This is a genomic window from Bradyrhizobium sp. HKCCYLRH3061 (assembly GCF_051168015.1).
Lineage (GTDB): Bacteria > Pseudomonadota > Alphaproteobacteria > Rhizobiales > Xanthobacteraceae > Bradyrhizobium.
This window is the reverse complement of sequence record NZ_JBNPUE010000014.1, coordinates 24,450-41,316: the sequence shown is the minus strand read 5'-3', so window position 1 is coordinate 41,316 and position 16,867 is coordinate 24,450. Positions and strand designations below refer to the sequence as shown.

Genomic DNA, 16,867 nt, shown 5'->3' with positions numbered 1-16,867 from the left:
TGACGGCAGTGTTGGAGAAGGAGTGCAGCTTGCGTCACGTGTGCGCCCCATGGTGACGAACCCTCAGCAATGAAAAAGGCCGGCAACATGTGCCGGCCTTCATCAGATCAGATCGATCGCAGCAAGATCAGGCCTGGCTCGCGATCTCCTTGCCGAGCGCGGATTGCGCGGCGGCGAGGCGCGCGATCGGCACGCGGTAGGGCGAGCACGAGACGTAGTTCATGCCGACCTTGTGGCAGAACGCCACCGAGGCCGGATCGCCGCCATGCTCGCCGCAGATGCCGACCTTGAGCGTGGGCCGCGTGGCGCGGCCGCGCTCGACGCCGATCTTGACCAGCTCGCCGACACCCTCGCGGTCGATCGAGATGAACGGATCGATCTCGAGGATGCCCTTGGCGACGTAGGCGCCGAGGAAGCTGCCGGCGTCGTCGCGGCTGATGCCGTAGGTGGTCTGCGTCAGATCGTTGGTGCCGAACGAGAAGAACTCGGCGGCTTCCGCGATCTGGCCGGCCATCAGCGCGGCACGCGGCAGCTCGATCATGGTGCCGACCTGGTACTCCAGCTTGGCGCCGGTCTCGCGGATCACCGCCTGCGCCATCGCGTCGATGCGCGCCTTGACCAGATCGAACTCGGCCTTGGTCGCGATCAGCGGCACCATCACTTCGAGGCCGACGGCCTCGCCGGTGCGCTTCTCGGCCTCGACCGCCGCCTCGAAGATCGCGCGCGCCTGCATCTCCGCGATCTCCGGATAGGCGATCGCCAGACGGCAGCCGCGGAAGCCGAGCATCGGGTTGAACTCGGAGAGCTCGCGGGCGCGGTCGGCCAGGCGACGCGGATCGGTATTCATCGCGCGCGCGACTTCCTCGACCTCGGCCTGGGTGTGCGGCAGGAACTCGTGCAACGGCGGATCGAGCAGACGGATCGTGACGGGAAGCCCCTTCATGATCTCGAACAGCTCGACGAAGTCGGCGCGCTGCATCGGCAGCAGCTTGGCGAGCGCGGCGCGGCGCTCCTGCTCTTCCTCTGAGAGGATCATCTCGCGCACCGTGCGGATGCGCGTCTCCTCGAAGAACATGTGCTCGGTGCGGCACAGGCCGATGCCCTCGGCGCCGAACTTGATGGCGGTGCGCGCATCCTCCGGGGTGTCGGCATTGACGCGCACGCCGGTCTCGCGCACGGCGTCCGCCCAGCCCATCAGGGTGCCGAACTCGCCGGACAGCTCCGGCTCGATCATCGGCATGCGGCCGGCCAGCACCTGGCCGACGGAGCCGTCAATGGTGATGACGTCGCCGGTCTTGAAGGTGCGCGAGCCGATGCTCATCGTGCCCCGGCCGTAGTCGACGCGGATCGTGCCGCAGCCGGAGACGCATGGCTTGCCCATGCCGCGCGCGACGACGGCGGCGTGCGAGGTCATGCCGCCGCGCGTGGTCAGGATGCCCTCGGCGGCATGCATGCCGTGGATATCCTCCGGCGAGGTCTCGATGCGGACCAGGATCACCTTGCGACCGTCGGCCTGCAGCTTGGTGGCCTCGTCCGAGGAGAACACGATCTCGCCCGAGGCCGCTCCCGGCGAGGCCGGCAGGCCGGTCGCGACCACATCGCGCTTGGCGGCGGGATCGATGGTCGGGTGCAGGAGCTGATCGAGCGAGGCCGGGTCGACGCGGAGCACGGCATCGTTCTCCGAGATCAGGCCCTCATTGGCGAGCTCGACGGCGATGCGCAGCGCCGCCTTGGCGGTGCGCTTGCCGCTGCGGGTCTGCAGCATCCACAGCTTGCCGCGCTCGACCGTGAACTCCATGTCCTGCATGTCACGGTAGTGCTGCTCGAGCAGCGTGTAGATGCGGGTCAGCTCCTTGAAGGCGTCGGGCATCGCGACTTCCATCGACGCCTTGTCGGAGCCGGATTCGACGCGGGCATCCTCGGTGATGTCCTGCGGGGTGCGGATGCCGGCGACGACGTCCTCGCCCTGCGCATTGATCAGGAACTCGCCGTAGAGCTTGCTCTCGCCGGTCGAGGGATTGCGGGTGAAGGCGACGCCGGTGGCCGAGGTGTCGCCCATGTTGCCGAACACCATGGCCTGGACGTTGACGGCGGTGCCCCAGGATTCCGGAATGTCGTGCAGCTTGCGATAGGTCACCGCGCGCGCGTTCATCCAGGATGAGAACACCGCGCCGATGGCGCCCCAGAGCTGGTCATGCGGGTCCTGCGGGAAGTCCTTGCCGGTCTCGTGGGCGACGGCTTCCTTGTACTTGCCGACCAGCATCTCCCAGTCCTCGGAGGAGAGATCGGTATCGAGCTGATAGCCCTGGGCGTCCTTGAAGCTGTCGAGGATGTCCTCGAAATGATGGTGCTCGAAGCCGAGCACGACATCCGAATACATCGTGATGAAACGGCGATAGCTGTCGAAGGCGAAGCGGCGATCGCCCGACAGCGACGCCAGCGCCTCCACCGTCTGGTCGTTGAGACCGAGATTGAGCACGGTGTCCATCATGCCAGGCATCGAGGCGCGGGCGCCGGAGCGCACCGAGACCAGCAGCGGGTTCTCCGGATCGCCGAATTTCTTGCCGGTCAATTTGCCGATGTAGTCGAGCGCCTTGTCGACCTGCGACTGCAGCTCCTTCGGGTAGGTCTTGTCGTTGGCGTAGAAGTAGGTGCAGACCGATGTCGGAATAGTGAAGCCCGGAGGCACCGGCAGGCCGAGATTGGCCATCTCGGCCAGATTGGCGCCCTTGCCGCCGAGCAGGTCGCGCAGGCCGGCCTTACCTTCGGCCTTGCCGTCACCGAAGGTGTAGACCCACTTGTTCGGCTTGATCGCGGTGGCCGCGCTCTTGGCCGGGGCCTTCGCCGCGGACACCTTCGCGGCCTTGGCGACCGGCCTGGCAGCCGTTTTGGCCGGCTTCTTCGGAGCGGTTTTCACCGGCGCTTTCGGTGCAGACCTGGGCGCGACCTTGGCCGGGGCCTTGGCAACGGGCTTCGACGCCGTCTTGAGCGCCTTGCGCGGCGGAGCGAGTGCTGCGGTCTTGGCCTTGCCCGGCTTGGAAGGCTTTGATTTCGCTGTAACTTTCTTAGACTTCGCTACCGCTTTGGCCATGAGGTGCTTCGATCCGCAAATGGGAGGAGAAATCGCGCGCCTTACACCACTTTGGGCGCTGCGGCGCAAGCTCGGGGGTTCCCGACCTTGGGACTAGAAGTGCAGCCACTTCAGCAGGCCCATGCCGATCAGGCCGTTCAGGATGAGGAAGATCGCAACGATCAGGTTCAGCAGGCGCGGCATGATCAGGATCAGGACGCCGGCGATCACGGACATGATCGGCGAGATATGGGCAACGGTCAGGGTCATCGACGAGCTCTGAATGATTGAAGGACGAGGCTGGGACGATTCGATTTGGCCGGACTTTATCCTGGCCTATCGTGGCGGAATAGGAGACGCACGGCACGAGTTCCGGTTCCCCCACCACTGGATCTGCCGCAAAAATGCCGCCGGTTCCACCGTCCGCCGCGCGGAACGATGATCTGTTGCGGGCATTGGGAAGCAGGTGCCGGCACGCGCCGGTCTCTCTCAGCGATCAACAGCTCAGGAGTCCCGTCCATGCGAACCCATCTCACCCTTGCTGCCCTCGTGGCCGCAGTCGTGATTCCGGCGACCGCACAGGCGCAATCCTACACGACGGGCGTCGGCCGCAGCGTCGTGGTCGAGGAGGACGCTCCAGTGATCACGGTCGAGCGCCGGCCGGAGTTTCGCGAATATGTCGTCCGCGAGCGTGTTCCCAACTATGTGATCCCTGATCGCGTAGTTGTTGGCGCCGTGCTGCCGGAGTCCGGTGTTACATACTACGACGTCCCGCAGCGCTTCGGTGCGACACCGTACCGTTACACCGTGGTCAACGGCGAAACTGTTCTGGTCGAACCGCGATCCCGGCGGATCATTCAGGTGGTTGAGTAGTTATAGAGCTGCATTTGGTCGCCAACGCCCCCGCAAGCGGCCAGATGTAAAGGCCCTGCCCGGTTCCCCCCGCCGGGCGGGGCTTACTTTTTTCGTCGTCATCGAAAGCGTCGCGACGCGATCGAAGGGCGGTCCACGACGCCTGCTGTGAGCCAGGGCGCAGTTGCGCTCAGGCAGCCATCTTCACCACCAGGCGATGGATGAGCTTGCCCGAGGAGGCGCTGACCACATCCTCGTCGAGCAGGCTCGTGTCAGCTTTGAAGAGTGAGCGGATTGTTGCGAGATCGACCACCGCATAGAGCCGGCCGTGGGCATCGCGCTGATCGGCCTGCTCCGTCACCCGCCAGCTCAGATACAGGACGCCACCGGGCTTCGTGATCGCGCGCATCCGCCGCACCGACGGCACCACGTCGCTGCGATCGAGATGCATCAGCACGGTCTCGCACAGCACGTTGTCGAAGCTTGCATCTGCGATGTTGGTGAGGGCAGGCAGTTCGGCATGCGTGAACGACGCGTTCGGATAGCGCGTGCGGGCTTCAGCCAGCAGTCCCTCCGACGCGTCGAAACCTTCCGCAGGATACCCGTTGGCATTCAGCCAGCCGACCTCGCGGCCGCTGCCGCAGCCGATGTCCGCGGTGCGGCCACCGGACACGAGGAAGCGCCTGACGATGGCGTGGAGATCGGCCGACGCCGGCTGCGCATGCCAGTCGGCCGCGAACGCCGCCGCCTCACGGTCATAGGCGGCGAGCGTCGGGTGGTCCATCCTCAGCCCTCGATCTTGGAGAAGTCCGCGACCGCGCGCGTCGCGCTACGGATCTCGTTCAGCAGCCTGAGTCGGTTCTCGCGGATGGCCGCGTCGTCGTCGTTGACCTTCACCTTGTCGAAGAACGCATCGACCGCCGGACGCAGCTTCGCCAGCGCGCGCATCGCCGCGGCAAAATCCTCCTTGGCGACGGCAGCGGCGGCTTCAGAGCCGACCTCACCGATCGCCTGGGCCAGCGCCTTCTCCTCCTCGAGCTTATAGAGCGCAACATCCGGCGCGCCCTCGAACTTGCGCTTGTCCTTCTTCTCCTCGATGGCGAGGATGTTGGACGCGCGCTTGGTGCCGGCGAGCAGGTTCTTGCCGTCGTCAGTCTCGAGGAATTTGCCGAGCGCCTCGACGCGGCGGACCACCATCAGCAGGTCATCCTGCCCGCCTAGCGCGAACACCGCGTCGACGAGATCGTGGCGGGCGCCCTGTTCGCGCAGTTGGACCTTGAGGCGGTCGGCGAAGAAGGAGAGGAGATCGCTCAGTTGATTGGTACGACCAAGCAACTCATCTCGATCAACGAGCAGCATCCGATCGGAGTACTTCTGAAACGCCGCGTGAAGCACCTCATCATCATCTAGGATACTTTGGGCCGAGGTTAGATGATCCCAAGCTGGTCGCGTTGCCGCCTTGGCGATGTCGCCATGAACGAAAACGAAGGGTAGCAGGAAAGCTTCGTTTATAAGCCTCAGCCTCAACTTGTTCTCTATGATCAATCTTATTACGCCCAGAGCGGCCCTACGAAGAGCGTAAGGGTCCTTACTACCAGTCGGCTTTTCATCAATGGCCCAGAAACCGACCAAAATATCGATCTTATCGGCGAGCGCCACGGCGACACTCACGAGGCTGGTCGGCACGCGATCGCTTGGCCCTTGAGGCTTATAGTGCTCCTCGATAGCCGCCGCGACCGAGGCGTCCTCGCCCTGCGCCAGGGCATAGTACTTGCCCATCAGGCCCTGCACTTCCGGAAACTCGCCGACGACCTCGGTGAGCAGATCAGCCTTGGCGAGTTTGGCGGCGCGCTTCGTCTGTTCGATGTCGGCTCCCACCAGCGGTGCGATCTCGGCCGCGAGCAGTTCAATCCGCCTGATCCGCGCGGCCTGGGTGCCGAGCTTCTCGTGGAACACGATCTGCTCGAACTTCGGCAGCCGGTCCTCGAGCTTCGTCTTGAGGTCGGTCTCATAGAAGAACTTCGCATCCGACAGGCGGGCGCGGATGACGCGCTCGTTGCCGGCGATGATGGTCTTGCCGCCGTCGGTCGCCTCGATGTTCGCGGTCAGGATGAATTTTGGCGCGAGACCTCCGGTCTTGGGATCGCGGACCACGAAGCATTTCTGGTTGTTGCGGATGGTGGCGCGGATCACCTCGCCGGGGACCTTCAGATACTCCGGATCGAACGATCCCATCAGCACCACCGGCCATTCGACCAGGCCCGCGACCTCATCGAGCAATACGGGGTCCTCGACCAGCTCATAGCCTTGCGCAAACGCGAGCTGCTTGGCGTCGGTGACGATGGTGTCCTTGCGGCGGTCAGGATCGAGCACGACCTTGGCGTCGAGCAGCTTCGCCTCATAATCCTCGAAGCGGCGCACCGAGATCGGCGCGGGCGCCATGAAGCGGTGGCCGAACGTGGTCTGTCCCGCCTCGATGCCGTCGACGGCGAAGCTGATCACGTCGGGCTCCTCGGTCTCCAGGCCGAAGGTCGCGGTGATCGCGTGCAGCGGACGCACCCAGTTCAGCGCACCAGGCTTTTCCGAGCGCTTGCCCCAGCGCATCGATTTCGGCCACGGGAATGTGCGCACGATCACCGGCAGCATCTCGGCGAGCACGTCGAGCGTGGCGCGGCCGGGCTTCTCGATCAGCGCGACGTAGAAATCGCCCTTCTTCGGATCGCGCTGGATCGTGGCCTCCTCGATCGAGGACAGGCCGGTTGCTTTCAGAAATCCCTGGATCGCCGCGTCAGCGCCGCCGACGCGCGGACCCTTGCGCTCCTCTTTCAGGTCCGCCTGCCGCGCCGGAATGCCGTGCACCGTCAGCGCCAGCCGCCGCGGCGTCGCGAACGCCTTGGCGCCCTCATAGACGAGCCCCTCGGCGACCAGCTTGTCGGTCACCATGCGGCGCAGGTCATCCGCCGCCTTGGCCTGCATGCGCGCGGGGATTTCTTCGGAGAACAGTTCGAGGAGAAGGTCGGGCATGTCTCAAGTCTCTCTGCACGAAGAACCACCTTCCCCTGGAGGGACAGGCCATCGCGAATTGCTAAACTCGTGGAAAGCAGCTTGCCTCCCACCGTCCTTCGAGACGCCCGGCGAAGGCGGGCTCCTCAGGACGAGGTCTGATTTTGCGGCGAGATCCGAAAGACCCTCATGGTGAGGAGCGCCGCAGGCGGCGCGTCTCGAACCATGAGGCCCCGGACGCAGCCGCGTTCGTTCTAACCAGCGCCCGCCCCGCCCGCTTCCGTATGCAGCCAGGCCTCGCCGCAGGCCTTGGCGAGCTCGCGGACGCGCAGGATGTAGCTCTGGCGTTCGGTGACGGAGATGACGCCGCGGGCGTCGAGCAGGTTGAAGACGTGGCTGGCCTTGATGCACTGGTCGTAGGCCGGCAGCGCCATCTGGTGCTCCCGGCGATTGCCGTCACGCCAACCGGCGTCGAGATATTTGCGGCAGGCGCCCTCGGCCATCTTGAACTGCTCGAACAGCATGTCGGTGTCGGCATGCTCGAAATTGTGCCGCGAATATTCGCGCTCGGCCTGCAGGAAGACGTCGCCATAGGTGACCTTGGCGTCGCCGTCGCGGCCGTTGAAGTTGAGGTCATAGACGCGGTCGACGCCCTGGACGTACATCGCCAGGCGCTCGAGGCCGTAGGTGAGCTCGCCCGCGACCGGCGCGCATTCGAAGCCGGCGACCTGCTGGAAATAGGTGAACTGCGACACTTCCATGCCGTCGCACCAGCACTCCCAGCCAAGACCCCAGGCGCCGAGCGTCGGGCTCTCCCAGTCGTCCTCGACGAAGCGGATGTCGTGCACGGCGGCGTCGATGCCGATGGCGCCGAGCGACTTCAGGTACAATTCCTGAAGGTTCGGTGGCGACGGCTTCATGATCACCTGAAACTGATAGTAGTGCTGCATCCGGTTCGGATTCTCGCCGTAGCGGCCGTCCTTCGGCCGCCGCGACGGCTGCACGTAGGCGGCATTCCACGGCTTCGGCCCGAGCGCGCGCAAGGTCGTCGCCGGGTGGAAGGTGCCGGCGCCCATCTCCATGTCGTAGGGCTGCAGGATCACGCAGCCCTGCTCGGCCCAGAACCGTTGCAGGGCCAGGATGAAGCCCTGGAACGAACGTTCGGGGCGCATGTGCAGAGGCAGCGAGTCCATCGTCGGTATCGGTCTTTCGCAGGCGTCGGAAAAGCGCGCGGACCGTATCGGCGGGGCCATCAGGAATCAAGGCAATAGGGCCCTCGAAACGACGGCGACGTCCCGTCGTTCGAAGGTCGGCGGAGCGTGTCAGCCCGGCCGGTAGGCGCCGGTGACGGGATCGCGGCGCAGAGTCTTGATCTCGGCGGCCCGCGCGGCCTCGGCGACGCGTGACAGCCGCGCCTCTTCGAGCTCGCGGTTGATCTTCTGCGCGGCCTTGTAGGCCCAGCGAACCACGGCTAGCCCGCCCAGCATACCCGCGAAAGCAACGAACGGCGGCATTGGTCGATCCTCGTTCATGAACAGAGCCACCCCGATTCCCATTGTCGCCGATCCCGGTTCCCCCCGCAATCGGATTGCGAGGGGCGAAATGGCGCGCCCCCCGGGTTCTAGAACCCGAAACGAGCCCAGATCGCCCGGGTTTCGACCGCGGAGATCAGCTCCTCCGCTAGCCCGGTCCAACCGATCCCCAGGCTCCCGGCGCCTGCCGCCCGCCGTCCGAGCAGCCCGGACAGCAGGCCGCCGGCGGGCGCCACCACGGGCATAGCGACCTTGTCGCCGAAGCGGGCGCGCAGCACCGCGCGGAGGTCGCCGATGGCGTCCGCCAGCCCCAGCGTGACGGCGCTGTCGCCGGCCCAGTACTCGCCGGTGAACAGCACATCGTCGGCGCCCTTCAGCCGGGTGGTGCGGCTCTCCTTGACCAGCGAGATGAACAGCGCGTGGATCTCGCGCTGGATCTTCTTCAGCCGCGCCACGTCGTCGGGATTCTCCGGCAGGAACGGATCGAGCATCGCCTTGTGCTCGCCGGCGGTATAGAGCCTGCGCTCGATGCCGATCTTCTTGATCAGGTCCTGCAGCCCGAACGAGCCGCCGACCACGCCGATCGAGCCGAGGATCGAGGACGGATCGCAGAAGATCTCGTCGCCGGCGCACGCAATCATGTAGCCGCCGGACGCCGCGACATCCTCGACGAACACCAGCACCGGCAGCTTCTTCTCCGCCGCGAGCTGGCGGATGCGCAAGTAGATCTGGCGCGACTGCACCGGCGAGCCGCCCGGCGAATTGATCACCAGCGCCACGGCCTTGGCGTTGCGCATCGAGAACGCCCGCTCCAGCACCTTGGCGACGCCCGCGAGCGTCAGCCCCGGCCGCAACGGCGTCACCGCGCCGATCACGCCGGACAGACGGACGACCGGCACCACCGGGACGCCGCGCAGCCGCGCCGGAAGCAGCGCCTTCAGCCGATCGAAGAGCCCGGCTGCATCGCTGGGTTGTGTCAAATTGTCCACCATTCAGTTACCTCGGATTTACCATTTTTTATCGCGCCGCTGCCATCCAAAGGGCTGGAACGAGCCTTGCAATGCCCTGGGCAATTGCACGGCGAGCACAAGGTGCAGAGTGCGGCGGAGGAATACATGAAGGTCTACCTGTTGATGCTGCTGATCGGTACTCTATTGACTGCGATCCGTTTCACGACGGTAACCGAACGCCAGTCGGAAGCTCAGACGCAATAACGCCCGACCACGATCAACCGTTCAGGGGGTGCTCAAGGCCAGCGCCCCCTGCCCCGACAGCACGCGCACGGCCTCGTCATTCGGCACACCTGCCACCTCATTCAGCACCACTCCGGCGTGAATCTGGGTCGGCGCCCGCCCTCCCTTAACGGCCCGGACCAGGATACGGATCGCCGGCTTGCCCGCCTGGCCATGAACCGGTTGAACGGCAAGACTGCCGAAGCCGCGCGCCAGCGCCGCGACCACCTCGCTCAAACCATCGGCCCGCCAGATCAAGGTCAGCACGCCGCCGGATTTCAGCATCCGCCGCGCGGCATGCGTCCAGATCTCCAACGTCGTCGCCGTTGCCATGTGCGCGGTCGCGCGCGCGGCGTCGGGCGAGGCACGGTGACGGGCAACATCGTGGAACGGCGGATTCATCAGCACGACGTCGACACTATCGGGCCCGAGCCCTGCGGCAGCGAAAGCAGCCGCGTCCGCGGCGACGTCCAGCGCCACGACCTCCGCCGGCAACGCATTGGCGCGTGCGTTGTCGCGCGCGAGCCGCGCCAGATCCGGCTCGCGCTCGACCAGCGTCAAGCTGAGACCGCCCACGCGCCGGGCCAAGGCCAGCCCGGCCGTCCCCACGCCGGCACCGAGATCGACCACGCGATCGCCCGAACGCGCGGCCGTCGCCGCCGCCAGCAGGATTGCGTCGTGGCCGGCGCGATGGCCCGTCGTGGGCTGCCGCAGGCGCAATTGGCCGCCGAGCACGGCGTCCTCCGAAATGTCGACAGCGTCACTCATCAGGGCGCAGTTCATGCGCCAGACCGGCGTCGGTGAGAAGCCGCCGGGCCTGGAGAATGTCGTCCTCATGCACGAGGATCCGCCGCGGCAGGATGCCGAGCGAGCCCTCGATGATGCTCATGTTCTGATCGAGCACGAGGTGATGGATGTCGGCGCCGTCGAGCAGCGCCCCTATCGCCGAAACCAGCACGATATCATTGGTCCGAACCAATTCCTTCAATCGTTATGTCTCCATGCGGGCCTGGGTCAAGAAGGGCTTGGGTCAAGAAGAAGGCTTGGGTCAACAAGGCCTGGGTCAAGGTTCCGTGTCTGCCCTTGCCGCCCGCGGCCGCAGTTTCTATTGTCGTTTCGAGCATAGCAAAATCGGAGACCAGAGTGGCGGTTATCGTACCTTTCGAGAGTCCATCGGGAGCCTCCATCGATGGGCTGGTCGCGCTGGTCGCAGCCGACATGGAACGGGTCAACGCTACGATTTTGTCTCGCACCGGGTCGGACGTCACGATGATCCCGGAGGTCGCAAACCACCTGATCTCCTCCGGCGGCAAGCGGCTGCGGCCGATGCTGACGCTGGCGATGGCTCATCTCACCGACTACACCGGCGACGGTCACGTCAAGCTCGCCGCGGCCGTCGAGTTCATGCACACGGCGACGCTGCTGCATGACGACGTGGTTGACGAGAGCGAAATGCGCCGCGGCAAATTGTCCGCGCGCATGCTGTGGGGCAACGAGGCCAGCGTGCTGGTCGGCGACTTCCTGCTCGGCCAGGCGTTCCGCATGATGGTCGAGGTCGGCTCGCTGCGCGCGCTCGACATTCTCTCCGCCGCTGCCGCCACCATCGCCGAGGGCGAGGTGATGCAGCTTGCCGCCGCCAAGAACACCGCCACCACCGAGGACGAATATCTCGCCGTGATCCGCGGCAAGACCGCCGAGCTGTTCGCCGCGGCCTGCGAGGTCGGGCCGGTGCTCGCCGATCGGCCCAAGGCCGAGCAGACCGCCTCGCGGTCCTTCGGCATGAATCTCGGCATCGCCTTCCAGCTCGTCGACGACGTGCTCGACTATGGCGGCAAGGCCGCCAAGCTCGGAAAGAATGTCGGCGACGATTTCCGCGAGGGCAAGATCACGCTGCCGGTGGTGCTCGCGTTCCGCCGCGGTAGCGACAGCGAGCGTGCCTTCTGGATCAAGGCGCTGGAGCGCGGCGAGATCAGCGATCACGATCTCGACCATGCGATCGGGCTGATGAACAAGCACCGCGCCCTGGAGGACACGATCAGCCGCGCGCATCACTATGGCGCGATGGCCGTCGATGCGCTGGCGCTGTTCCCGGCCTCACCGATGAAGACCGCGCTGGAGCAGGTCGTCGCATTCTGCCTGGCACGGTCGCATTAGTTGCTTCAAGCGACTGTCGCTTCGACTACGGCGCTCGTGAAAGGGCCCTCGCCCCAAGGCGAAGCGAAGCTTCGCCTTGGGGCGAGGGCGCTGTATTGGGCAGTCGTTTCGCAGATGCTGATGAGTTAGCTCAGCGTCCCCGCATGCACCCACCATTCGGGATGCGCGGCGGCGATCGCGGCGCCGGCGGCCTTCGCGTCGGCCTTGCTGCCATAGATCGCAAAGCACGTCGCGCCGGAGCCCGACATCCGCGCCAGCAGCACGCCCGCGCTCGTGCGCAGCGCCTCGAGCACGGTGCCGATGATCGGCTGCACCTTCAGCGCCGGCGGCTCGAGGTCGTTGCGCACCTGATCGAGTGCATCGACCCAGCCGCCGACCGAGGCTCCGGCCTTCGGCCAGGACGGCGCGGTGAGAACATCCGTCACCCCGATCAGCAGATCGCCCGGCTTGAGACCAAGCGCCTGGAACACGTCCTTGGTCGCCACCGGCACGCGCGGATTGATCATCACGCAGGGCAGGACGGGAAGCGCGAGCGGCTGCAGGTTCTCGCCGACGCCCGTCATGGTGCAGGCGCGCGAGGGCACGCAAACCGGCACGTCGGCGCCGGTCTTCAAGGCCACCGCCGCGAGGCGCGGGTCGTCCAGGGACAGGCCATTCAGTTTCGCCAGCAACCGCAGCGCCGCCGCCGCATCGGCGGAGCCGCCCCCAATGCCCGCCGCGACCGGCAGCACCTTCTCGAGGGTGAAGGCGCCGAGCTTCAGGCCGGGAACGGCCTCCGCCAGCAGCCGCGCCGCCTTCAGCACCAGATTGTCCGTGGTCTCGCCGCAGGCGTCCGCCAGAGGACCGGTCGTCGTCAGCGTCAGCTCCGGGCCCGGCACCAGCGTCAGCTGGTCCGCGCAGTCGGCAAAAGCAACGACGCTTTCGAGATCATGATAGCCGTCGACCCTGCGGCCGACGACCCGCAGGGTCAGATTGACCTTGGCGCGCCCCTGCTCCTGCAGCGCGCCGGTGACCGTGGACGCCAACATCGGCGCAATGCCCCCAGCATGTTCGGTGGTGGAGGTCGGTTGCCAACGCGCTGCGGCCCAGGCCGAAACGGACGTGGCCGACAACCGCCACCCCTTCATCAAAATCATCCGGGCTCCCCGGCAAGCCGAGGAGCCCGTGATGGCTCTCATATCGCGATCAGGACGAACTAGCCGCCCTTGCCATCGTCCTTCTTGGCGTCGGACGGCGTGTCCTTGGTGTCGTTGCTGGCCGCAGCGGGCGCCGGATCATCCGGCAGGCCATTCTGGATCTTGGCCTCGATCTTCGGCAGCTCCTCGGCCTCCGGCTTCAGGTCGCGGGCATGGGCCCACTGGAACTTGGCTTCCAGCTTGCGGCCGACGCGCCAATAGGCGTCGCCGAGATGGTCGTTGATGGTCGGATCCTCGGGCTTGAGGTCGATCGCGCGCTCGAGGTTCTTGACCGCCTCCTCGTAATTGCCGATGCGGTAATAGGCCCAGCCGAGCGAGTCGACGATGTAGCCGTCGTCGGGCCGCTGCTCGACGGCGCGCTTGATCATCTTCATGCCTTCGTCGAGATTGATGCCCTGGTCGATCCAGGAATAGCCGAGATAGTTCAGCACGTGCGGCTGGTCGGGCTGCAGCTCGAGCGCCTTGCGCATGTCGGCCTCGGCCTTCGGCCACTGCTTGGAGCGCTCCAGGCAGATGCCGCGATAGTAGTAATAGACGCTGTTGGCCTTGTCGTTGTTGGCGGGCAGCGAATCGACGCCGAGCGAATAGGTCTTGGCGCAATCGGCGAACTTCTTGCGGCCGCGCTCGATGTTGCCGAGCGCCATGATCGCCTCGAGATCCTTCGGATCCTGGGCAATCACGTCCTTGAGGATCTTGATCGCCTCGTCGCTGCGGTCGGCGCTGTCGAGATCGGTGGCGAGCTGGATCTGGGCGTTGCGCTTCAGCGGCGAGCTCGCCGGCACGCGCTCATAGACCTTGATCGCCATCTGCGGCTTCTTCACCGTCTCGTAGAGATCGGCGAGCGACAGCAGCGCCAGCGGATGATTCGGCTGCAGGTGCAGCGCGAGCTGCAGATAGACCAGCGCCAGATCCTCGCCGCCGCGGCGGCTCAAGGTGGCGCCGATGCCGTACAGCGCCTCGGCGGCGCCGGCCTGCGGCGAGTCGACCAGCGGCGGCAGCTTCTTGCCGGCCTTGGTCTCGCGCAGGCCCTCCTGCACCAGCGGATGGCGCGCGAGCTTCTTGTCGAAGGCTTCATAGATCGCGGTCGCCGCCGCCGCATCCTTGTTGCGCGACAGCCAATGCGCATAGGCCTCGGTGATGCGCAGCATCGAATCGTCGAGCTTGTAGGCGCGCTCGAACCGGGTGCCGGCGTCCTTCTCCTTGCCGGCCAGCTCCAGGATCATGCCGGCATGAAGGTCCTTGAACAGCGGATACCATTCGGGACCGGTCAGCTTGTCGATATTGGCGACGGCGGTCTTCGAATCGCCCGCGCCCGCCGCGGCCCACGCCGACAGCAAGGTGGCGACGAGATCGGTGATCGGCCCGCGCACCGACTGGTTGATGTTGGTCTGGGCAGCCGCGTATTTCTTCTGCTTGATGTCCTGCACGCCGACCACGAGCCGCGCGATGCGGTTCGACTTGTCGATCGTGAGCACGCGCTCGGCGAGCTTCACGGCCTCGTCGATGTCGCCATCGGCAACCGAGGAGATGAAGGCGCGGTCGAGCAGCTCGTTGTTCTTCGGGTCGCTGCGTAGCGCCGAGCGGTAGAACGCCGCCGCCGAGGCTGCGTCGCGCTCGACGCTGGCGTGGCGGGCCGCCAGATAGCTGCCCGATGTGGTGAGCGACTTCAGATCGACGCTGGTTGGAAATTTTGCGGCGTTATCCGCAGGATGATCCGGCGTCTGGGCCAGGACGGCACCGGGGAGCAGCAAGGCAGAAACGGCAATTGCGGTCCAGCGATTGCGAATTGACAACATCACGGTGCGCTCTGGTTGTTGGAAATGACGGATCGGTACGGACACGAACCCGATCGGCAGCTCTTCAAGGCGCCGACAATGCCGCGTTTGGCGGCCAACCGCAAGGATTTGCAGGATATTCGGGTCAGCCGGGAGCCCCTTTGGCGAAGGTGACCTGCGTCAAACCGCGCCAGTATGGCCGTATCGTGGCCGGCTGCCCTCCCCGGGGCAGCCGACTCACGCAATCGTGCGCATGCGGAGGCTACATCGCCTCGTAGTTCGGCCCGCCGCCGCCTTCCGGAGGAACCCAGGTGATGTTGCCGTTGGGATCCTTGACGTCGCAGGTTTTGCAGTGGACGCAGTTCTGCGCGTTGATCACGAAGCGCGGGCTCGTGCCCTCCTCGACCCATTCGTACACGCCCGCCGGGCAATAGCGGTTGGACGGCCCGGCATAGACGTCGTGCTCGGAGCTCTTCTGCAGCGCCATGTCGGCGACCTTCAGATGCACCGGCTGGTCTTCCTCGTGATTGGTGTTCGACAGGAACACCGAGGACAGCCGGTCGAAGGTCAGCTTGCCGTCCGGCTTCATCGCAGGCTTCGGCTGATGCGCCTTGGCGGGATCGAGCGTGGCGCGATCGGGCTTGGCGTGCGACTGGGTGCCGAACAGCGAGAAGCCGAGCGTGTTGCACCACATGTCGAAGCCGCCGAGGACGACGCCGAGCACGGTGCCGAACTTCGACCACAGCGGCTTGACGTTGCGGACCTTGAACAGGTCCTCGCCCACCGGCGAGCCGCGCCAAGCGTTCTCGTAACTCACCAGCTCGTCATTGGCGCGGCCGGATGCGAGCGCGGCATTGACGTGCTCGGCCGCGAGCATCGCGCTGCCCATCGCATTGTGCACGCCCTTGATGCGCGGCACGTTGACGAAGCCCGCCGCGCAGCCGATCAGCGCGCCGCCGGCGAACGACAGCCGCGGCACCGACTGATAGCCGCCCTCGGTGATCGCGCGCGCCCCGTAGGCAAGCCGCTTGCCGCCCTCGAACACGCCGCGGATCGAGGGATGGGTCTTGAAGCGCTGGAATTCCTCGAACGGCGACAGATAGGGATCGTCGTAGTTCAGGTGGACAACGAAGCCGACCGCGACGAGGTTGTCGTCATAGTGATACAGGAACGAGCCGCCGCCGGTCTTCATGTCGAGCGGCCAGCCGAACGAGTGCTGGATCAGGCCCTTCTGGTGCTTGGTGGGATCGATCTGCCAGACCTCCTTGAGACCGATGCCGAATTTCGCCGGCTCGCTCTTGGCGTCCAATGCGAACTTCGAAATCAGCTGCTTGGACAGGCTGCCGCGCGCACCCTCAGCGAACAGCGTGTACTTGCCGAGCAGCTCCATGCCGCGGGTGAACGAGGCTTTCGGCTTGCCGTCCTTGCCGATGCCCATGTCGCCAGTGGCGATGCCGCGCACCGCGCCCTGCTCGTCATACAGCACCTCGGTGGCCGCGAAGCCCGGATAGATCTCGACGCCGAGCGCCTCGGCCTTGCGCGACAGCCAGCGGCAGACATTGCCGAGCGAGCCGATGTAGCAATGATGATTGTCCATCAGCGGCGGCATCGCGAAGCCCGGCAGCGAGATCGCGCTGCTTTCGGTCATCCAGAAGAACTTGTCGACCTTGACCTGGGTCTTCAGCGGGCAATCATCGTCCGAGCGCCAATCGGGAATGAGCTTGTCGAGCGCAGCCGGATCGATCACCGCACCAGACAGAATGTGCGCGCCGACCTCGGAGCCCTTCTCGACCACGACGATGTTGAGGTCGGCATTGAGCTGCTTCAGCCGGATCGCGGCAGTCAGGCCCGACGGGCCGGCGCCGACGATGACAACGTCGAACTCCATGGATTCGCGCGGAGGTAACTCTTCGGTGCTCATGTCTCTCAATCTCAGGCCCGGCCGGTGCAGTGGATCTGGCCTTTGCATCCCCCTGGCGCGTGCAAAGGTCAAACCCGGAGCTGCAACAGCAACAATGACTTAACTAGGGTTCCTGGAGGCGCCGGCGGTTCG

14 protein-coding genes are annotated in these 16,867 nt (G+C 65.7%); 2 read left to right on the top strand and 12 right to left on the bottom strand.

Annotation, left to right across the window (positions count from 1 at the left end):
• Positions 1–127: 127 nt before the first annotated feature.
• Together ppdK and ACQR2C_RS22040 are read right to left on the bottom strand one after the other, a co-directional pair.
• On the bottom strand, positions 128–3,091 hold the full coding sequence (gene ppdK, locus ACQR2C_RS22045) for a pyruvate, phosphate dikinase (protein ID WP_434882097.1): 2,964 nt from the start codon (positions 3,089–3,091) through the stop codon (positions 128–130).
• Between the two features lie 93 nt (positions 3,092–3,184).
• Positions 3,185–3,340, bottom strand: a complete 156-nt coding sequence (locus tag ACQR2C_RS22040; RefSeq protein WP_012042558.1) for a DUF3096 domain-containing protein — start codon at positions 3,338–3,340, stop codon at positions 3,185–3,187.
• A gap of 249 nt (positions 3,341–3,589) precedes the next feature.
• Between ACQR2C_RS22040 and ACQR2C_RS22035 the strand changes: the two genes are divergently transcribed.
• Positions 3,590–3,943: a DUF1236 domain-containing protein gene (locus ACQR2C_RS22035; protein ID WP_316238244.1), complete on the top strand. Its 354-nt coding sequence runs from the start codon at positions 3,590–3,592 to the stop codon at positions 3,941–3,943.
• Positions 3,944–4,112: 169 nt separating this feature from the next.
• Here ACQR2C_RS22035 and ACQR2C_RS22030 read toward each other — a convergent pair whose 3' ends face one another.
• The 7 genes from ACQR2C_RS22030 to ACQR2C_RS22000 form a co-directional block, all read right to left on the bottom strand.
• Positions 4,113–4,706: a class I SAM-dependent methyltransferase gene (locus ACQR2C_RS22030; RefSeq protein WP_316217290.1), complete on the bottom strand. Its 594-nt coding sequence runs from the start codon at positions 4,704–4,706 to the stop codon at positions 4,113–4,115.
• A 2-nt stretch (positions 4,707–4,708) separates the two neighbouring features.
• Complete coding sequence (gene glyS, locus ACQR2C_RS22025) at positions 4,709–6,946, bottom strand: glycine--tRNA ligase subunit beta (protein WP_434882096.1); 2,238 nt, start codon at positions 6,944–6,946, stop codon at positions 4,709–4,711.
• 233 nt (positions 6,947–7,179) lie between these two features.
• A complete protein-coding gene (locus ACQR2C_RS22020; protein WP_315802834.1) occupies positions 7,180–8,118 on the bottom strand; it encodes a glycine--tRNA ligase subunit alpha in 939 nt (312 codons plus the stop codon).
• A gap of 129 nt (positions 8,119–8,247) precedes the next feature.
• The gene (locus tag ACQR2C_RS22015; protein WP_315802833.1) at positions 8,248–8,439 is read right to left on the bottom strand and encodes a hypothetical protein; all 192 of its coding nucleotides are present in this window, start codon (positions 8,437–8,439) and stop codon (positions 8,248–8,250) included.
• A gap of 107 nt (positions 8,440–8,546) precedes the next feature.
• The gene (locus ACQR2C_RS22010; RefSeq protein ID WP_315802832.1) at positions 8,547–9,449 is read right to left on the bottom strand and encodes a S49 family peptidase; all 903 of its coding nucleotides are present in this window, start codon (positions 9,447–9,449) and stop codon (positions 8,547–8,549) included.
• A gap of 243 nt (positions 9,450–9,692) precedes the next feature.
• Positions 9,693–10,457, bottom strand: a complete 765-nt coding sequence (locus ACQR2C_RS22005) for a tRNA1(Val) (adenine(37)-N6)-methyltransferase (protein ID WP_434882095.1) — start codon at positions 10,455–10,457, stop codon at positions 9,693–9,695.
• A complete protein-coding gene (locus tag ACQR2C_RS22000) occupies positions 10,450–10,677 on the bottom strand; it encodes a DUF2007 domain-containing protein (protein ID WP_315802830.1) in 228 nt (75 codons plus the stop codon). Before ACQR2C_RS22000 ends, ACQR2C_RS22005 begins: the two co-directional genes overlap by 8 nt.
• 155 nt (positions 10,678–10,832) lie before the next feature.
• Between ACQR2C_RS22000 and ACQR2C_RS21995 the strand changes: the two genes are divergently transcribed.
• Positions 10,833–11,843 (top strand): polyprenyl synthetase family protein, encoded by a 1,011-nt coding sequence (locus ACQR2C_RS21995; protein ID WP_315717243.1) that lies wholly within the window; start codon positions 10,833–10,835, stop codon positions 11,841–11,843.
• A gap of 125 nt (positions 11,844–11,968) precedes the next feature.
• Here ACQR2C_RS21995 and ACQR2C_RS21990 read toward each other — a convergent pair whose 3' ends face one another.
• The 3 genes from ACQR2C_RS21990 to ACQR2C_RS21980 form a co-directional block, all read right to left on the bottom strand.
• Complete coding sequence (locus tag ACQR2C_RS21990) at positions 11,969–12,871, bottom strand: 4-(cytidine 5'-diphospho)-2-C-methyl-D-erythritol kinase (protein WP_315802829.1); 903 nt, start codon at positions 12,869–12,871, stop codon at positions 11,969–11,971.
• A gap of 167 nt (positions 12,872–13,038) precedes the next feature.
• Positions 13,039–14,835, bottom strand: a complete 1,797-nt coding sequence (locus tag ACQR2C_RS21985) for a tetratricopeptide repeat protein (RefSeq protein WP_315802828.1) — start codon at positions 14,833–14,835, stop codon at positions 13,039–13,041.
• Positions 14,836–15,076: 241 nt separating this feature from the next.
• Positions 15,077–16,735 (bottom strand): electron transfer flavoprotein-ubiquinone oxidoreductase, encoded by a 1,659-nt coding sequence (locus ACQR2C_RS21980; RefSeq protein WP_434882094.1) that lies wholly within the window; start codon positions 16,733–16,735, stop codon positions 15,077–15,079.
• Positions 16,736–16,867 lie beyond the last annotated feature (132 nt).

Bases quoted from the DNA above. Each gene is read 5' to 3' on its own strand.
- ACQR2C_RS22005 (WP_434882095.1), bottom strand. From the start codon at position 10,457: ATGAGTGACGCTGTCGACATTTCGGAGGACGCCGTGCTCGGCGGCCAA.
- ACQR2C_RS21990 (WP_315802829.1), bottom strand. From the start codon at position 12,871: ATGTTGGCGTCCACGGTCACCGGCGCGCTGCAGGAGCAGGGGCGCGCC.
- ACQR2C_RS22040 (WP_012042558.1), bottom strand. From the start codon at position 3,340: ATGACCCTGACCGTTGCCCATATCTCGCCGATCATGTCCGTGATCGCC.
- ACQR2C_RS21980 (WP_434882094.1), bottom strand. From the start codon at position 16,735: ATGAGCACCGAAGAGTTACCTCCGCGCGAATCCATGGAGTTCGACGTT.
- ACQR2C_RS22015 (WP_315802833.1), bottom strand. From the start codon at position 8,439: ATGCCGCCGTTCGTTGCTTTCGCGGGTATGCTGGGCGGGCTAGCCGTG.
- ACQR2C_RS21985 (WP_315802828.1), bottom strand. From the start codon at position 14,835: ATGTTGTCAATTCGCAATCGCTGGACCGCAATTGCCGTTTCTGCCTTG.
- ACQR2C_RS22030 (WP_316217290.1), bottom strand. From the start codon at position 4,706: ATGGACCACCCGACGCTCGCCGCCTATGACCGTGAGGCGGCGGCGTTC.
- glyS (WP_434882096.1), bottom strand. From the start codon at position 6,946: ATGCCCGACCTTCTCCTCGAACTGTTCTCCGAAGAAATCCCCGCGCGC.
- ACQR2C_RS22035 (WP_316238244.1), top strand. From the start codon at position 3,590: ATGCGAACCCATCTCACCCTTGCTGCCCTCGTGGCCGCAGTCGTGATT.
- ACQR2C_RS22020 (WP_315802834.1), bottom strand. From the start codon at position 8,118: ATGGACTCGCTGCCTCTGCACATGCGCCCCGAACGTTCGTTCCAGGGC.
- ACQR2C_RS22010 (WP_315802832.1), bottom strand. From the start codon at position 9,449: ATGGTGGACAATTTGACACAACCCAGCGATGCAGCCGGGCTCTTCGAT.
- ppdK (WP_434882097.1), bottom strand. From the start codon at position 3,091: ATGGCCAAAGCGGTAGCGAAGTCTAAGAAAGTTACAGCGAAATCAAAG.